Below are 16,691 nucleotides of genomic sequence, written 5' to 3'. Positions count from 1 at the left end.
AGAAGTCAACCAAACGGGGCGGCGGTCCGGACATCCTCCATCGGGCGGGCGGCACGCCTGCGGCGTCGCCGGCGCACCGCCCACATCGCGGCCAGGACCAGGCCGGCCAGCGCGATCAGCACCAATGCGGGAAGCAGGATCGCCAGGATCGACAGGACCACACTGGAGAAGTCCTCCGCGGTGCTGGCCACCGGCGCGCCGAGGCCCGCGGTAGCGGTGTTCACCACCGGTCGGGACACCGCCTTGACCCCGTGCACGCACAGCGCGATGAGCACACCGGCGGCGACCGGCACCCATTGATGCGAGCCGAAGAACGATCCGGGGTCGGAGACCGTCACCGTCTGCGACGCGGAACCGGCCCCGAACGCCAGTCCGCCGGCGGTGGGCCGGACCACGGTCTGCACCACGTCGTTGACGTGGTCCACCACCGGGACTTTGTCCGCCACCATCTCCACGGCCAGCAGCAACGCGAGGATGACGAGCACCCATCCGTTGGACAGCCAGGCCCACCCGCTGGGCAGATCGATGAGATCGGAGTAACGCGCCAGCAGGCCCATGGTCAGCAACGGAATGTAGGCATTCAGCCCGGCGGATGCCGCCAGGCCGGTTCCGGTCAACGCTTCGAGCACGTTCTCAGCATGGCACCGGCGCGCACGTCTCGCCCGTTCCGCTACTGTCGTGCGGTGCGTCTGGTCATCGCGAAGTGCTCCGTGGACTATGTCGGCCGGCTCTCCGCCCATCTGCCTCCGGCGGTGCGGTTGCTGATGGTCAAGGCGGACGGATCGGTCTCGATCCACGCCGACGACCGTGCCTACAAGCCGCTGAACTGGATGAGCCCGCCCTGCAAGCTGCAGGAGGCGCCGGGCGTCTGGAAGGTGGTCAACAAGGCGGGCGAGGAACTGCGCATCACCCTGGAGGAGATCTTCCAGGACACGTCGTACGACCTGGGGGTGGACCCGGGACTGGTGAAGGACGGCGTGGAGGCGCACCTGCAGGAGTTGCTGGCGGCGCATCCGGAGACCTTCGGCGAGGACTGGACGCTGGTGCGCCGCGAGTTCATGACCGCGATCGGGCCGGTGGACCTGCTGTGCCGGGACGCATCGGGCGCCGCGGTGGCGGTGGAGATCAAGAGGCGCGGCGAGATCGACGGCGTGGAACAGCTCACCCGATATCTGGAGCTGATGAACCGGGACCCGCTGCTGGCGCCGGTGCGGGGCATCTTCGCCGCACAGGAGATCAAACCGCAGGCCCGAGTGCTGGCCACCGACCGTGGCATCCGGTGTGTGGTGGTCGACTACGACCTGCTGCGCGGCATGAAGCGCGACGAGCTGACCCTGTTCTGAGGCCGTGCCCACCCGGGGCCTGCGACGCCGTCGGCGGTCAGCGCCGCGCGGACAGCTCCACCCGGTCGACGGCGGTGGTGAGGGACAGGTACGCGGACGCGCCGCCCGCCCCGGCCACCGCCTGCACCAGGACTGTCGTCCAATCCAGCGGGTCGCCACCGGCCAGGTGCACCAGCGTCGGCAGGCCGAGTAGCAGCACCTCGACGCCGATCACCGCGGCGAGCACCGGCCCGGTGGACACCGACCCCATCGGAGTGTCCAGCGGCAGCAGGCCGCTGTCCACGAAACCGGCGCGGGCACGGCGCACCGCGGCCACCGCGCCGACCGGGCCGAGCGTCAGGCCCAGCGCCCACCAGGGACCGCCGGGCACCACGTGCGTCAGGTCGAGCAGGGTCAGCGCGGCGGCGCTCCACAGCGCGGCCAGCGCGCCGGGCACGTACAGGCGCTGGGTGACCGCCTGCCGGGAGTCGAGCCCGAGCAGCCGCAGCATCCAGGGATTGCCGGTGTCGGTGCGCACCGTGCCGGTGGTGACCCCGCCCGCCGCCATGGCGCCGAGCAGCACCGCGACGCCGAGCAACCACCCGGGCGCGTGCGTGAGCAGCAGCGGCGCGGCGGACGAACCGGCCAGCGCCAGCAGCCGCCGGGGTCGCCGGGCGGCGAGCAGCACGTCCTGCACGACCAGCACCGGCAAGCCGCGGCGTCCCGGGCCGCGCAACGGCCGCGACCGTAACCGGCGACCGGCCCAGTACCGCTTCGCGAGCATCTCGGTGACGAACGACGGCTCCACACCGAACACCGCGTCGGCCAGCGTGCCGGCGGTGCGCGAGGACTCCACGATGCGTTCGTCGGACACCGTGCCGAGCCGCCGGACGGCCACGGTGAACCCGGCGACAACGATCACCGCAAGCGCGCCCCCCGCCACCAGGAAGGCCCGCCCGGCCGGCCAGAGCACCGGCGGGGCCGCGTCGGTCACCGCGTCGGCGACCAGCGCCGCCAGGCCCGCGGTGAGGATCAGGTAGGCCACGTCGTCGCCGGTCGCCGCGCCGCTGCGCGCCTGCGCGGCCAGCGCGGTCAGCAGCACCGCCGCGCCCGACAGAGCCCCCGCCCCCGCCGCCGCGGCCACCACCCCGGCGGTGCGCGGACCGGCCCGACCGACCAGCGCGACACCCGCCGCGGCCCCGGCGAGCATGCCGCCGACCACCGCCACCAGCAGCGACGGCAGCAGCAGGCGACGCCGGCTCACCGGGGCGGTGAGCAGCCACGAAACGGCCGGGCGGCTCAGCGCCAGGGGCCCCAGGCGGCGCATCGCCAGAAAGAGGGCGCCGAGCAGCGCCGCGGCCAGCCCGGCGTCGAACAGCATCGAGGCGTCCGGCCGTGCGGGCCAGAACACCGCGGCCCATTGCCGGTGCAGCAGCGCGGCGGCGACCGCCACGAAGAACACCGCGAAGTAGAGCGAGCCGAGCATTTCGCCGCGCTCCATGTAGGCGAAACGGCGGCGGCGGATCCAGCGCCGGACCGGGCCCACCGGCACCGTGGCCGCCGTGACGGTGGTGGTCGGTGCCGCGGCGGTCACGGCGTGCCGATCAGCGCGGCCACGGTGACGATTTCGGCGCCTGCGGCGCGGGCGAAGCCGTCGTCGTGGCCCGCCATCAGCACCGTGCCGCCGGTCTCCCGATAGTCACGCAGCATCGCCGCGACGGCGGCCCGCGCGTCCGGGTCGAGGCGTTGCTCCGGCTCGTCCAGCACCAGCAGCGAGCTGGGACGCAACAGGGCCAGCGCCAACACGAGGCGTTGCTTCTGCCCGGACGACAGCGAGGCCGGGATGGCGTCGGCGTGCCCGGCCAGGCCGAACCGGTCCAGCGCCTCGTCGATGCCCGCGTCGTCCGGATCCAGGCCGTGCGCTCGGCACACCAGCTCGCCGTGCTCGCGGGTGGTCAGCCCCGGATACCACGAGGGCGGTTCCACTGTGCTCACCACGGCACGCCAGAACTGCGGCGTGCCACCGGGGGAGCGGCCGAACACGCGTACCGTCCCGGCATCGGCGCGCTGCAGACCGCTGACGCACCGCAGCAGGGTCGACTTGCCGATGCCGTTCTCGCCGGTCAGGCAGACGACCGAGCCGCGCGCCACGCGCAGCGACACACCGGTCAGGACGGGCGTGGATCCGTAACCGACCGTCAGGTCGTCGACCTCCACCGCCGGATGATCAGCCACGGCTGACGACGCTAGCAGCCCGGGCCGCCGGGCCCGCGCCCCGCGGCCCGGGGCCTGCTCAGCGCGGGGCGCGACCGAAGAGCATCCGCAGCACCCGGGCGATCCGGGCCACCTGCGCGGGCGTGCGTTCGAAGGTCATCGCGGGCAGCAGGCTGCGGGCCCGGCGGACGGTGATCGCCTTCGCCCGGGAGAACTCCCGCAGCCCGTCGTCGCCGTGGATGCGCCCGAATCCGGAGTCGGCCACGCCGCCGAACGGCAGGGTGCTCATCCCGACGAAGGTGAGCGTGGAGTTCACCGCCACCATGCCGCATGTCATCCGGCGCGCGATCCGCACCGCGTTGGCCCGGCCGAAGACGGCGCCGCCCAGCCCGTACGGCAGGGCGTTGACCTTGGCGAGGGCCTCCTCGGCGTCGGCCACCCGGGTGATGGTCAGCGTCGGCCCGAAGGTCTCCTCGCGGATGGCCGCGCTGTCCTCCGGCACGTCGACCAGGACCGTCGGCGACACGTACGGTGGGCGCACCGCATCCGCCCCGCCCAGCACGGCCCGGCCGCCGCGTTGCAGCGCGTCCTCGATGTGCCGGCGGATCACGTCGATTTGGCCCGGCATGGTGATCGGGCCGATCTCCTCGCCGACCCGCAACCGGCCCGCGCGGGCCACCACGGCGTCCACGAAGGCGTCATAGACGGGCGCCACCGCGTACGCCCGCTCGATGCCGATGCAGGTCTGCCCGGCGTTGGTCATCGCGCCCCAGACGGCCGCCTCCGCCGCCGCCGGCACGTCGGCGTCCGCGTCCACGATCAGCGCGTCCTTGCCGCCCGCCTCGATGACCACCGGCACCAGGCCCTCGGCGCACGCGGCCATCACCTTCTTGGCGGTCGCGGTGGACCCGGTGAACGAGATCTTGTCGACGCCGCTGCGGCACAGCGCCGCGCCGACGTCACCGAGCCCGTGCACCGTCTGCAGCACCGGATGCTCGGGCACCGCCTCGGCGAACGTGTCGGCGAGCCATTGACCCACCATCGGGGTGTATTCGCTGGGTTTCAGGATCACCGCGTTTCCGGCGGCCAGCGCGCCGGAGATCGGTCCGCTCGGGGTGAGGATCGGGTAGTTCCACGGGCCGATCACGCCGACGACGCCGAGCGGCTGGTATTCCACGTGGCCGGAGTGCTCGGCCAACAGCAGCCGGGTCCGGGTGCGGTGCGGTCCGAGCACCCGCCGGGCGTTGCCCGCGGCCCAGTCGAGGTGCTCCAGAGCCGCGCTCGTCTCGACGATCGCGTCCGCCTCCGGCTTGCCCGTCTCGCGGCCGGTCAGGTCGGCGAGCTCGGCCAGCCGGTTGGCCACGATCGAGCGCCAGCGCAGCAGGCGCTCCTTGCGGCCGTCGAAGCCGAGGCTCACCCACCAGGCCGTCGCGGCGCGGGCACGGGCGAGCGTCGCGGCGACGGCGGCCTCGTCGGCCACCGGCACGCGGCCCACCTCCGCGCCGGACGCGGGATGGGTGGAGATCAGGACGCCGTCGTCGACGACCGGGACACCGGGAGGATGGGTCACCGCCATAACGTGAGTTTAGTTCTCAGAAGTATTCTGGGAACCTATGAGCCCTCGCCGAAATCGGACACGTCGCGGTGCGGCGCCGCGCCCCGACGCGGCGCCGCCCGAGCTGCTTGAGGAGCGGGTGCGCCGGGGCGTCGGCGGCGTCCAGCAGTGGCAGGACGGCGAGTGGCAGGTGCGGTCGATCTCCGGCGGCGCGGCGTCGAAGACATACCGGTGCCCGGGCTGTGTTCAGGAGATCCGCCCCGGCGTGCCACACGTGGTCGCCTGGCCGGCGGACGGCCGCGGCGACGAGTCCGACCGCCGGCATTGGCACGCCGGATGCTGGCGTGCCCGGGACCGGCGCGGGCCAGCCGTGGAACGGTCGCGCAACGCCCCGCGATACGGGTAAGGATGGTCGACATGAGCCAGCAGATCCGCGCCAACTCGGTGCTGCCCGCCCGCCGTACGGATATCGAGCTGCACACCGCCGATGGGATGCGGCTCGTCGGCGAGCTCGCGGTGCCGGAGGGCGGCGAACCGGTCGCGACCCTGATCTGCCTGCACCCGCTGCCCACGCACGGCGGCATGATGGACAGCCACCTCTTCCGCAAGGCCGCGTGGCGGCTGCCCGCGCTGGCCGGGGTGGCGGTGCTGCGCTTCAACACCCGCGGCACTTCCAGCGTCCGCGGCACCAGCGAGGGCGCGTTCTCCGCGGCGGTGGACGAGCGGTACGACGTGGCTGCGGCGATCGAGTACGCCGAGTTCGCCGACCTGCCGAACCGGTGGCTTCTCGGCTGGTCCTTCGGCACCGACCTGGCGTTGATGCATGGGCTGGACCCGGAGGTGCGCGGCGCCATTCTGCTCTCGCCGCCGCTGCGCTTCTCCGGTCCCGAACATCTGCAGGCGTGGGCCGGGTCGGGTAAGCCGCTTACCGCATTGGTCCCGGAGTTCGACGACTATCTGCGGCCGGCCGAGGCGACCGAACGGTTCGCCGTGGTGCCGCAGGCGGAGGTGGTCGGTGTACCGGGTGCCAAGCACCTGTGGGTGGGTGACGCGGAGACCGTGCTGGACGAGGTGGTACGGCGGGTCGCTCCGGCGGTTCCGGTGCCGCTGCCGCGCACCTGGGACGGGCCGATGGAAGCCGGGGACGCCGGCGCGTACGCGGACCGCACGGTGGCCGCCTTCCAGGACGTGCCGGTGGCCGGCCCGGAGCAGCGGCGCGGATAGCACCGGCGACGCCCGGTGCGCCGGGGTCAGCGGCGCTGCATGCTGGGTCGGACGACCTCACGGATCAGCAACTGCACGCCGGCCACCATGGGGATCGCCACCAGCGCGCCCACCACGCCGAACAGCGCCACGCCCAGCAGTGCGGCCACCACCGCCGCGACGTCGCTGACCTGCACCGAGCGGCGCATCACGCGGGGATAGATGAGGTAGTTCTCCACCTGCTGGTAGACGATGAAGAACACCGCGCAGGCGATGCCGGTGTAGAGCGACGACGCGACGCCGACCAGGCTGACGATGACCGCGCCGAGGGTCGCGCCGATCTGCGGGATCAGATCGCAGACCGCGACCACCACGGCCAGCGCGAACGGATAGGCCAGTCCGACGATCATCGCGAACACCCACGTGCTCAGCCCGGCGAGCACGGCGATGGCCAGCGCGCCGACCATGTAACCGCCGACCTTGCTGAGGATCTCGTCGGTGAGCAGCCGCACCCGGGTACGCCGTGAGGCGGGCACCAACGCGTAGGCGCTCTCCTTGAGCCGCTCGAACGCGGCCATGAAGTAGATGGTCAGCACCAGCACGGTCAGGACGTTGAAGATGGTCCCGAAGATCAGCCGGGCGCCGCCCACCACCCCGCCGAGGGCGTTGCCGACGGTGCCGGCGTCCAGCGCGCTCTGCACCTTGTTCAGGATGTCGTAGCGCTCCACCAGCTCGTTGACCGTCTCGTTGCGCTGCAGGCTCCGGATGAAGCCCGGCACATTGTTGATCAGCTCGGTGGTCTGCGTGACAAGCGGCGGAATCAGCGCGATCACCGCACCGGCGACCAGGCCGACCATGACCAGGGCGACCACCGCGACCGCGAGCCCGCGCGGCAGGTGTGCGCGGCGCAGCCGGTTCACCGCCGGGTTGAGCCCGATGGCCAGGAACAACGCCACGAAGATGAGCACCAGGATGGATGCGGCGTTGCGCAGGCCGAGGAATGTGCCGTACGCGAGGAGCAGGCCCAGCCCGCCGACGAAGCCGATGAAGAACGGGTTGCGGCGGTTGAGTGGCGCGCCGGGCACCCCGAAGCGGCCCCGGTGCTGGTCGTCCGGGTCGGCATCGTCCGGTTCGGCATCACCCGGGTCGGCACCGTCCGGGTCGGCATCGTGCGGGTCGGCACCACCCGGGCGGGACGTCTCCCGGGTGGTGCGCTCCGGCCGGTCGTCCTCGGCGTCGGGCGTTTGCGTGGTCCCCGGGCGGGTTTGTTCGATCTCGGCGGGTTCGCGGGTGTCGACGGGTCGGGTGGCCGGGTCGTGTTCCTGGGCCGCCAAGGGTCACCTCACCTGAGGAGCCGGGGCAGCGGTCATCACGGCCGCTGCGACCACCCGAACTTCCCGGCCGGAAACCTATCGGTACGGTCGCGGGCCACGCCACCCGGCACGCGGCAGCGCCGCCCGCGGACGAAGCGCCGGTGTTACTCGGCGTCCGCGCCGACGCGGTTGCCCGCCGACGGCACGGTGACCTTGGCGGACGCGGTCACCTTGGCCGGCGGGGCGGCGGGGGTCGCCTGTCCGCCGGGGCCGGCCTGCCCGTCGCCGGCTGCCGGTGTGCTCTGGGCTGCCGGTGTGGACTGGGCTGCCGGTGTGGCCGGCTGCTTGGCCGCCGCCTTCTCCTCGCCGCCCGACACGTTGGTGTCATCGTCTGGCGCGGCGGCTGCGGCCAGCACCGCGGCGGCGGCCAGCTCGGCCACCCGCTTGGCTTCCTTCTGCACCTGGCGGCGCACGTCCGCGGCATGCCGCTCGGCGGCCTCACCGGCCCGCTTCGCCTCGGCAACCCGCTTGAGTTCGGCCTCCAGCGCCTTCTGCGTCTCGGTCAGGCGCTGCTGCACCCGCTCGCTCTCACGCTCGGCGGCCTGGGCGCGCTCGGTGGCCTCCGCCAGCTTCCGCTCGGCCTCGGTCACCTTGGCCTCGGCCGTGGCGAACCGGCGGTCCGCCTCGGCGATCTTCTCCTGCTGCGCGGCGATCTCCTTGCGGACCGACCCGGCCTGCTCGTCGGAGCGGCGAAGCACATCCTCGGCGTACTTGTCCGCCTCGCTGCGCAGGTCGGCGCACTGCTTCTCGACGTCGGTGCGCAACTGGCCGAGCTCGGCGACCACGGCCTGCCGGCGCTGGGCCAACTCGTGCTCGATCGTCGCGGACTGCTCGTCACGCTCGCGCTTGGCCGCCGTGCGCTGCTGCTCGACCTCCTGCTGGGCGGTGGTGCGCAGCGTCGTGATCTCCTGGTCGGCGCGTGACCGGGCGGCCTTCGCGTAGTCGTCCGCCTCGGCGCGCACCTTCGCGGCCTCCTCGGCGGACTTCTCGGTCAGTTGCTGCGCCTCCGCGCGGGCACCGGAGAGTGCGTTCTCCGCCTCGGTGCGCATCTGCTCGGCCGACTGGCGGCTGGCCTGCACCGCTTTCTCGGCGGCGGCGCGGCGCTGCTTGTCGGCCTTCTCCTCCTCGGCCCGGCGGGCCGCCAGCGCGATCTCGAAGTCGCGGAAGGCGTCGTGGGCGTGCGCCTCGGCTTCGGCCCGGATGCGTTCGGCCTCGGCCAAGCGGGCCGCGATGTCGTCGGTGGCGGACGTCTTGATCGCCTCGGCCTGTTCCTCGGCGAGAGCGAGGATCTGCTCCACGCGGGGTCCGAGGTGGCGGAACGAGACCTCGCCGCTGATGCCGTTCTGCCGACGGGCCTGGACGGCCTCCTGCTGGAGCCGGTCGATCTGACCCGCCATCGTCTGAATCTGCGTGTATGCCTGCTCGCGCTCGGTGGCCAGCGTGGCGATCTCGTTCTCGGCGCGGGCGACGTATCGCTCGACCTGCTTCTTGTCGTACCCCCGCAAGGCGGTCTCGAAGCTGGGCTCGGAGGACGCATCTCCGCCGAGACCGAAGATTTCACCGCCGTGCGACATGTTCTCCATCCTCACATACGCATCGTCCCGCGACATGTCGATACACACCGGTCTGGCAGGGATGCGCGTCTGGTAGTGATTTGTCCCGAGCCCGGCTGATGCCGATCCCTAGGTTACGTCTCGCAAACGAGTGGGCCGCACCGGAGGATCCTCCGGTGCGGCCCACTGTTATGCATCCGGCCACCGGACGGTCCACCGTCGGGCATCGGTGCGAGATGCCCCTTCTTACCGTTGCGCACTGCGGAGAGGCGCGCAACCGCTGGGCCGGGTGGCGAAGGACTCAGGAGTTGGTCTTCGCGGCGACCGGCTTGTCCGCACCGTCCGCCGTCTCGGCCGTCGGAGCCTTCTGCTGGGCCGGTGTCGCGGACTGAGCCGGTGCCGCGGACTGGGCCGCTGAAGCAGAGGAGGTCGGCTCGGCGGCGGACTGCGCGGAAGACTCTTCGCCCTCCGCGCCCTGCTGGGCCGCGGAACCCTGGCCACCGGAGGCGCCCGGCCCCTGGCCGCCGGAGCCCTGGCCGCCAGAACCCTGGGCCGCTGCGGCCTTGGCGTTGTCCACGGCGGCCTTGGCGGCGGCGCCGACCGACGGCACCAGGCCGGAGAGGCCGGACAGCATCTGGCCGAGCTGGTTGGTGACCGCGTCCTTCTGCCGCGTCAGGTCCTCGACCTCGCGCTTGGCCGCCGCCGTGGTGAGCTCGGCCTCGGTGCGCGCCTCGTTGAGCAGCCGGGTGGCCTCGGTGCGTGCGTCGCCGACGGCCTTGTCCGCCGCCGCGCGGGCCCGCTCCACCGTTTCGTTGGCGGTGCGCTCGGACTCCACCCGCCGGCTGTCGGCGCGCTGCTCGATCTCCTTGGCGCGGTCCTCCGCGGCGCGAGCGCGTTCCTCCGCCTCGGACACCATCTTCTGCGTGGCGCTGAGCTGCGCGGTGTGCCGCTCGGCCTCCTCACGCTCGGCCTTCTCCCGGCGCTCGGCGACCTCCAGTGCCAGCGCCTGCAAGTCCTTGTCCCGCTTGTCGCGGGCGTCGCTGAGCAGCTTGGTCGCCTCGGCGCGCTTCTCCTCGGCCTCACGCCCGGACTTCGCCCGCAACTGGGTGATCTCGCGCTCGGCGGTGGCGCGCAGCGACGAGACCTCGCGCTCAACGGTGGACTTGAGCTCGGCGACCTCATGCGCGGTAACGGTGCGCAACTGCTTGGTCTCGCGGTCGGCATCCGAGCGCAGGGTATCCGCCTCGCGGCGGGCCTGGACCCGGGTCTCCGCGGCCTCGCGCTCGGCATGCGTGCGCAACTGGCCGGACTCGCGCTCCGCGGAGGCCTTCATCGCGGCGGCCTCGGCGCGGGCCTTGTCGGTGATCTCCCGAGCCTCAAGGCGAGCCGCGGAGAGAATGCCCTCGGACTCCCGCTTCGCCTCGCTGCGATGATCGTTGGCCTGTTCTTCAGCCAGCCGCAGGATCTGCTCGACCCGGGTGCCCAGCCCGGAGAGCGTCGGTCTGTTGTTCTCCTCCAGCAGCTTGTTGGAGTCGGCCAGCTTCTGCTCAAGCGCGTTCAGCCGCTGCTCGGCCTGGCGCAGCCGGCGCTGCGCGTCGTTCATCCGCTGCTCGGCCTCGCCGCGTGCCTGCTCCGACTGGTTCAGCGCGGCGACGAGCCGACCGAGGTGCGCGTCCACCTGTCCGCGGTCGTATCCACGCAGGACAACGGTGAAATCGTGCTGAGAGTTCGCGGTCTCGAAGAACGCAAGGTTCTGATCCTGCTGCTGGGGCATTGGGCCATCCTGGCGAACCTCGGGTGCGCACGCAAGAGCGGATGCGGGCCAGAACAGCCACGTAGATCAGCTTTGAGCTGGCCGGGGAGGGTGACGTCCGCCGTTCGGCCGGGTCACTGACGGTCGGGTTTGCGAGCACGGTGAAGCGGGCCCACCTGGGGCACCGGGCCGGGCCACGGGGGACGCGTCACCGGCCGCCTGTCGGCGCTGCTCTATGCCCCATCCTGCCAGGCGCGACGGGTACAGTCAGGATCTTTCACCCGTAAGGCGTACTAATTAGGCAGGTTGCACCAATTCCACCAGGACGCCGCCGGCGTCCTTGGGGTGCACGAAGTTGATCAGTGAGCCGGCGGTGCCCCGGCGCGCCGATTCGTACAGCAGGCGCAGCCCTCGGGCGCGCAACGCGGCCGAGGCCGCCTCCACGTCGGCCACCGTGTACGCCAACTGTTGCAGCCCCGGGCCGCGCCGCTGGAGAAACTTGGCGACCGGCGAACTGTCGTCGAGCGGGGCGATTAGCTGAAGCTGGGCGCCGTCGCCGGTGCCGACGGCCAGCATCGCCTCCCGCACCCCCTGCTCCTCGTTGCGCTCCTCATGCACGCACCGCATGCCGAGGGTGCGGGTGTAGAACGCCAGGGCGTCGTCCATGTCGCCCACCGCGACACCGACGTGGTCGATGCGCAAGAATTCCACTGGAAGGTCCATGCCTTCAGTGTTCCAAGAACGCTGCTTCTTCGTGCACCCGGGAGACCCCCGGTGCGTTGGGAGATGAGATCGTGACCACCTCGGTGATCGTCAGCGGCGCCCGCACCCCGATGGGACGGCTGCTCGGAAACCTCCAGCACCTGCCGGCCACGGCGCTCGGCGGCCACGCCATCGGCGCCGCGCTGGAGCGTGGCGGGGTGCGGCCCGACCAGGTGGACTACGTGATCATGGGGCACGTGCTGCAGGCCGGCGCCGGGCAGATCACCGCCCGCCAGGCGGCGGTCGCCGCGGGCATTCCGATGACCACGCCCGCCGTCACGGTCAACAAGGTGTGCCTCTCCGGCCTGGACGCGATCGCGCTGGCGGACCAGCTCATCCGGGCCGGCGAGTTCGACGTCGTGGTGGCCGGCGGCATGGAGTCCATGACGAACGCCCCGCACCTGCTGACGGGCCAGCGGCAGGGGACGAAGTTCGGCGACGTCGTGGCACGCGACCACGCCGCGTACGACGGGCTCACCGACCCGTGGGACGGCGTGTCGATGGGGGAGTCGACCGAGAAGCACGGCCGGGACCTCGGCATCAGCCGCGCCGAGCAGGACGCCTTCGCGGCGCTCAGCCATCAGCGCGCGGCCGCCGCCCAGCGCAACGGTCACTTCGCGGAGGAGATCACCCCGATCCCCGCCGGGACGCGCGGCGCCGACGACGTGGTGGACGCCGACGAGGGCGTACGGCCGGACGCCACCCCGGAATCGTTGAGCCGGCTGCGTCCGGCGTTCACCGGCGACGGCACCATCACGGCCGGCAGCGCGTCGCCGATCTCCGACGGAGCCGCCGCGGTCGTCGTGATGAGCAAGGACAAGGCGCGCGAACTCGGGCTCACCTGGCTGGCCGAGATCGTCGCGCACGGCAACGTCGCGGGTCCGGACAACTCGTTGCAGGCGCAGCCCGCGAACGCCATCGCGCATGCCCTCGACAAGGCCCGCCGCAGCGTTGCCGACCTGGACCTGATCGAGATCAACGAGGCGTTCGCCCAAGTGGTGATCCACTCCATGCGCGAGCTCAAGGTGAGCGAGGACATCGTCAACGTGAACGGCGGCGCGATCGCGCTCGGGCATCCGATCGGCATGTCGGGTGCGCGTCTGGTGCTCACCCTGGCGCTGGAACTGCGACGCCGTGGCGGCGGCGTGGGCGCGGCCGGGCTGTGCGGCGGCGGCGGGCAGGGCGACGCGCTGATCATCGAGGTGCCGTCCAGGTGACTCGCGGCCGTGACGTCCCGGCGCTGGTCACCGGCGCCCGGGCCGGTGACCCGCGATCGGTGGCGCGGCTGATCAGCCTGGTCGAGGACGGCGCACCGGAACTGCCGCAGGTGGCGGCGGCGTTGGCGCCGTACGCCGGACGGGCGCAAGTCGTCGGGTTGACCGGTTCCCCGGGGGTGGGCAAGTCGACCACCACCAGCGCCCTGGTGCGCGCCCTGCGCGCCCAGGACCACCGGGTCGGCGTGCTCGCCGTGGACCCGTCCAGCCCGTTCACCGGCGGTGCCATCCTCGGAGACCGGGTGCGCATGCAGGACCACGCGACCGACCCCGGCGTGTTCATCCGGTCCATGTCCAGCCGCGGTCAGCTCGGCGGCCTGGCCGCGGCGACCCCGCAGGCGGTGCGCGTGCTGGAGGGCGCCGGCTGCGACGTGGTCCTGGTCGAGACGGTCGGCGTGGGTCAGGCCGAGGTGGAGATCGCCTCGATCGCGGACACCACCCTGGTGCTGCTGGCCCCGGGCATGGGCGACGCCATCCAGGCGGTCAAGGCGGGCATCCTGGAGATCGCCGACATCTTCGTGGTGAACAAGGCCGACCGTCCCGGCGCCGACGCCACCTATCGCGACATCCAGGGCATGCTCGCGCTCGGCGACCGCGCGCCGGGCGACTGGCGCCCCCAGGTGGTGCGGGCGGTGGCGGTGCGCGGGGAAGGCATCGACGACGTGGCCGGCGCGATCACCAAGCACCGCGGATGGCTGGAGTCGTCCGGCGCGCTGCGGCGCCGGCAGGAGCACCGCGCCGCGGTGGAAGTGGAGGCCATCGCGGTGGGCGCGTTGCGCGCCCGCATCGGCGACCTGCGCGACGGCACCGCGCTGGACGCGCTGGCCGCCCGGGTGGCCGACGGCACACTCGACCCGTACGCGGCGGCCGACGAACTCCTCAAAGGTCTCTGACCGTGGCGTCCTCCGCCGATCCGGCCGGGACCCCGACCGGCGCCGGGCGGAACCCCCGCAGCCGCAGGCTGTTCAGCACCACGAAGACCGAGCTGAACGCCATCGCGGCACCGGCGATCATCGGGTTCAGCAGGCCCGCCGCGGCCAGCGGCAGCGCCGCCACGTTGTAGGCGAACGCCCAGAACAGGTTGCCGTGGATGATGCCCAGCGTGCGCCGGGACAGGCGGACCGCGTCCACCGCACCGGTCAGGTCCCCGCGGACCAGGGTCAGATCCGACGCCTCGATGGCCACATCCGTACCGGCACCCATGGCCAGACCCAGATCCGCCTGCGCGAGAGCCGCGGCGTCGTTGACGCCGTCGCCGACCATGGCCACCACGCGGCCCTGGCCCTGCAGGCGCTTGATCGCGTCCAGCTTGCCGGCCGGCAACACGCCGGCTACCACATCGTCGACGCCGACCTGCGCCGCGACCGCTGCGGCCACCGCGGGCGCGTCCCCGGTGACCAGTACGGGCGTCAGGCCGAGCCGGCGTAGGGCGGCGATCGCCGCGGCGCTGTCCGGGCGGACCCGGTCGGCCAGCGCGATCCGGCCCAGCGGGTCCCCGTCGGCTCGCACCTCCACCCAGGTCGCCGACCCGGTCCCGGCACGCGCTTCGCCGGCCTCTGGCGCTGCGGCGCGTCCCACCTCGACCAGCACGCCGTCCACCCGGCCGCGGACGCCGACGCCGGCCGTCGCCCGGAAGTCGCGCACCCCGGGCAGCGGCCCGTCGTCGGCGGCGGCCCGCGCGATCGCCCGGCCCAGCGGATGCTCCGACGCGGCCTCCACCGCGCCGGCCATCCGGAGCACCTCGGACGCGGGGCGGCCGGGAGCGGGCACCACGTCCACGACCGACATCCGGCCGGTGGTCACCGTGCCGGTCTTGTCCAGCACGACGGTGTCCACGCGCCGGGCCGACTCCAGCGCCTCCACGCCGCGGATCAGAACGCCGAGTTGCGCGCCGCGTCCGGTGCCCACCAGCAGGGCGGTGGGCGTAGCCAGGCCCAGCGCGCACGGGCAGGCGATGATCAGCACCGCCACCGCGGCGGTGAACGCCTCGGTCGCCGTGCCGGTCACCAGCCAGACCGCGAGCGTCGCGAGCGCCAGGCCGATCACCACCGGTACGAACACGCCGGCGATGCGGTCGGCCAGGCGCTGCACCGCGGCCTTGCCGCTCTGCGCCTGCTCCACCAGCTTCGCCATCTGCGCCAGTTGGGTGTCGGCGCCGACCCGCGAGGCGCGCACGACCAGGCGCCCGCCGGCGTTCACCGTGGCGCCGGTGACCGGATCGCCGGGACCCACCTCGACCGGCACCGACTCCCCGGTCAGCAGGCTCAGATCGAGCGCGGACGTGCCGTCGACCACCTCACCGTCGGTGGCCACCTTCTCGCCGGGACGTACGACGAACTGGTCACCGACCGCGAGTTGGTCGGCGGGCAGCACCACCTCGTGGCCGTCCCGCAGCACCGTCACGTCCTTGACGCCGAGTTCCAGCAGGGCTCGCAGGGCGTTGCCGGCCCGGTGCTTGGCGCGGGCCTCCAGCAGGCGGCCGGCCAGCAGAAACGTGGTGACGCCCGCGGCGGCCTCAAGATAGATAGCATCGCCCCCGGCGGCGGTGAACGAGAACGGGTGCCGCATGCCGGGCATGCCGGCGTCGCCGAGGAACAACGCCCACAGCGACCAGCCGAACGCGGCCAGCGTGCCGAGAGACACCAGGGTGTCCATCGTTGTGCTGGCGCCGTGGCGCAGATTCACCAGCGCGGACCGGTGGAACGGCCAACCGCCGTAGACCACCACCGGGGTGGCGAGCGCGAGCGACACCCACTGCCAGTAGTCAAACTGGAACGCCGGAACCATGGCAAACAGAATCACCGGGACGCTGAGGACGGCGGACACCACGAGCCGGTTGCGCAGCGAATCCGCCGCACCGGTCGCGGGCCCGCCGACGTCGGAGGCGGTCCGCTCGGACGCGGTGTACCCGGTCTTCTCCACGACGGCAATGAGATCGCCGGCGCTGACCGAGCCGGCCACCGACGCGCGCGCCTTCTCGGTGGCGAAGTTGACAGTCGCGGACACCCCGTCCATCCGGTTCAGCTTCTTCTCGATCCGGTTAGCGCAAGCGGCGCAGGTCATCCCGCCGACGTCGAGTTCGATCTGCCGTTCCATGCACCCAACTTATACCCCCAGGGGGTAACTGGCCATGTGATCCGCGCGCCAGCCACACAGCCCACGCCCGCCGGCCCCAGAGTCCCGTGCCGTCCCGGGTCGTGCCGGGCCGCGCCGCGCCGGGTCGTGCCGGGTCGTGCCGGGCCGCGCCGGGCCGCGCCGGGCCGCGCCGATCTTGAGGTTGATGGGCTGACATAGCACCCATGGATGGCGTTTCCGGGCACACAATGTTCAAGATCGCCGTGAGTGCATCCGTCTTGCGGTGTCACCCGGCTGGCCGGCCGTAGCTCGCGCACCTCATCCACTGCTCAGCCGTAGTCGGCGGACGCCATGACCGTCGGATGACAGCCGTGCCCCACGGCCGAGGCAGCCGAGGGACACAGCCGGTGTCCCGCCCATCACGGATCGGATGCCATGGCAACCCAGCCCGCCGATCTTGAGGTTTACGTTCCGGCATAACGCGCCATACCGGCCTTAACTGGGCACACAAAGTCCAAGATCGACGCCGGGACGCCGGGACGCCGGGACGCCGGGACGCCGGGACGCCGGGACGCCGGGACGCCGGGACGCCGGGACGCCGGGACGC

General features: G+C 72.7%; 14 protein-coding genes. 5 read left to right on the top strand and 9 right to left on the bottom strand.

Annotated features, from left to right (window positions below; all coding sequences use genetic code 11):
• Positions 1 to 5 precede the first annotated feature (5 nt).
• Positions 6 to 629 (bottom strand): DUF4126 domain-containing protein, encoded by a 624-nt coding sequence (locus tag IEY73_RS18370; RefSeq protein ID WP_189080466.1) that lies wholly within the window; start codon positions 627 to 629, stop codon positions 6 to 8.
• A gap of 54 nt (positions 630 to 683) precedes the next feature.
• Between IEY73_RS18370 and nucS the strand changes: the two genes are divergently transcribed.
• Entirely contained in the window at positions 684 to 1,343 is a 660-nt protein-coding gene (nucS, locus tag IEY73_RS18365) for an endonuclease NucS (RefSeq protein ID WP_189080465.1), read from the top strand.
• Positions 1,344 to 1,380: 37 nt separating this feature from the next.
• Here the strand turns inward: nucS and IEY73_RS18360 are convergent, their stop codons facing one another.
• From IEY73_RS18360 to IEY73_RS18350, 3 genes are read right to left on the bottom strand one after another with little or no spacing between them, the layout of a single operon-like run.
• Complete coding sequence (locus IEY73_RS18360) at positions 1,381 to 2,916, bottom strand: DUF6297 family protein (RefSeq protein WP_189080464.1); 1,536 nt, start codon at positions 2,914 to 2,916, stop codon at positions 1,381 to 1,383.
• Positions 2,913 to 3,557, bottom strand: a complete 645-nt coding sequence (locus IEY73_RS18355; RefSeq protein WP_189080463.1) for an ABC transporter ATP-binding protein — start codon at positions 3,555 to 3,557, stop codon at positions 2,913 to 2,915. Before IEY73_RS18355 ends, IEY73_RS18360 begins: the two co-directional genes overlap by 4 nt.
• 58 nt (positions 3,558 to 3,615) lie before the next feature.
• A complete protein-coding gene (locus IEY73_RS18350) occupies positions 3,616 to 5,112 on the bottom strand; it encodes an aldehyde dehydrogenase family protein (RefSeq protein WP_189080462.1) in 1,497 nt (498 codons plus the stop codon).
• Positions 5,113 to 5,149: 37 nt separating this feature from the next.
• On the opposite strand from IEY73_RS18350, the gene IEY73_RS18345 reads away from it, so the two are divergent.
• Both IEY73_RS18345 and IEY73_RS18340 read left to right on the top strand, forming a co-directional pair.
• Positions 5,150 to 5,497, top strand: a complete 348-nt coding sequence (locus tag IEY73_RS18345) for an Rv1322 family protein (protein WP_229715937.1) — start codon at positions 5,150 to 5,152, stop codon at positions 5,495 to 5,497.
• 11 nt (positions 5,498 to 5,508) lie between these two features.
• The gene (locus tag IEY73_RS18340; protein WP_189080461.1) at positions 5,509 to 6,315 is read left to right on the top strand and encodes an alpha/beta hydrolase; all 807 of its coding nucleotides are present in this window, start codon (positions 5,509 to 5,511) and stop codon (positions 6,313 to 6,315) included.
• Positions 6,316 to 6,341: 26 nt separating this feature from the next.
• Here the strand turns inward: IEY73_RS18340 and IEY73_RS18335 are convergent, their stop codons facing one another.
• From IEY73_RS18335 to mce, 4 genes are all read right to left on the bottom strand, one after another.
• On the bottom strand, positions 6,342 to 7,628 hold the full coding sequence (locus IEY73_RS18335) for an AI-2E family transporter (protein ID WP_229715936.1): 1,287 nt from the start codon (positions 7,626 to 7,628) through the stop codon (positions 6,342 to 6,344).
• 143 nt (positions 7,629 to 7,771) lie between these two features.
• Positions 7,772 to 9,250 (bottom strand): coiled-coil domain-containing protein, encoded by a 1,479-nt coding sequence (locus IEY73_RS18330; protein WP_229715948.1) that lies wholly within the window; start codon positions 9,248 to 9,250, stop codon positions 7,772 to 7,774.
• 271 nt (positions 9,251 to 9,521) lie between these two features.
• The gene (locus tag IEY73_RS18325; protein ID WP_189080459.1) at positions 9,522 to 10,994 is read right to left on the bottom strand and encodes a DivIVA domain-containing protein; all 1,473 of its coding nucleotides are present in this window, start codon (positions 10,992 to 10,994) and stop codon (positions 9,522 to 9,524) included.
• A 276-nt stretch (positions 10,995 to 11,270) separates the two neighbouring features.
• A complete protein-coding gene (gene mce / locus IEY73_RS18320) occupies positions 11,271 to 11,696 on the bottom strand; it encodes a methylmalonyl-CoA epimerase (protein ID WP_189080458.1) in 426 nt (141 codons plus the stop codon).
• Positions 11,697 to 11,767: 71 nt separating this feature from the next.
• On the opposite strand from mce, the gene IEY73_RS18315 reads away from it, so the two are divergent.
• Together IEY73_RS18315 and meaB are read left to right on the top strand one after the other, a co-directional pair.
• Positions 11,768 to 12,952, top strand: a complete 1,185-nt coding sequence (locus IEY73_RS18315; protein WP_189080457.1) for an acetyl-CoA C-acetyltransferase — start codon at positions 11,768 to 11,770, stop codon at positions 12,950 to 12,952.
• On the top strand, positions 12,949 to 13,902 hold the full coding sequence (gene meaB, locus IEY73_RS18310; RefSeq protein ID WP_189080456.1) for a methylmalonyl Co-A mutase-associated GTPase MeaB: 954 nt from the start codon (positions 12,949 to 12,951) through the stop codon (positions 13,900 to 13,902). The genes IEY73_RS18315 and meaB overlap by 4 nt, the downstream gene beginning before the upstream one ends.
• Here the strand turns inward: meaB and IEY73_RS18305 are convergent.
• Positions 13,889 to 16,105, bottom strand: a complete 2,217-nt coding sequence (locus IEY73_RS18305) for a heavy metal translocating P-type ATPase (protein ID WP_189080455.1) — start codon at positions 16,103 to 16,105, stop codon at positions 13,889 to 13,891. The two genes, meaB and IEY73_RS18305, sit on opposite strands and share 14 nt — an antisense overlap.
• Between the last annotated feature and the right edge of the window lie 586 nt (positions 16,106 to 16,691).

It is taken from the genome of Mangrovihabitans endophyticus, from assembly GCF_014646155.1.
GTDB lineage: Bacteria > Actinomycetota > Actinomycetes > Mycobacteriales > Micromonosporaceae > Actinoplanes > Actinoplanes endophyticus.
This window is presented reverse-complemented; position numbering and strand designations above follow the sequence as displayed.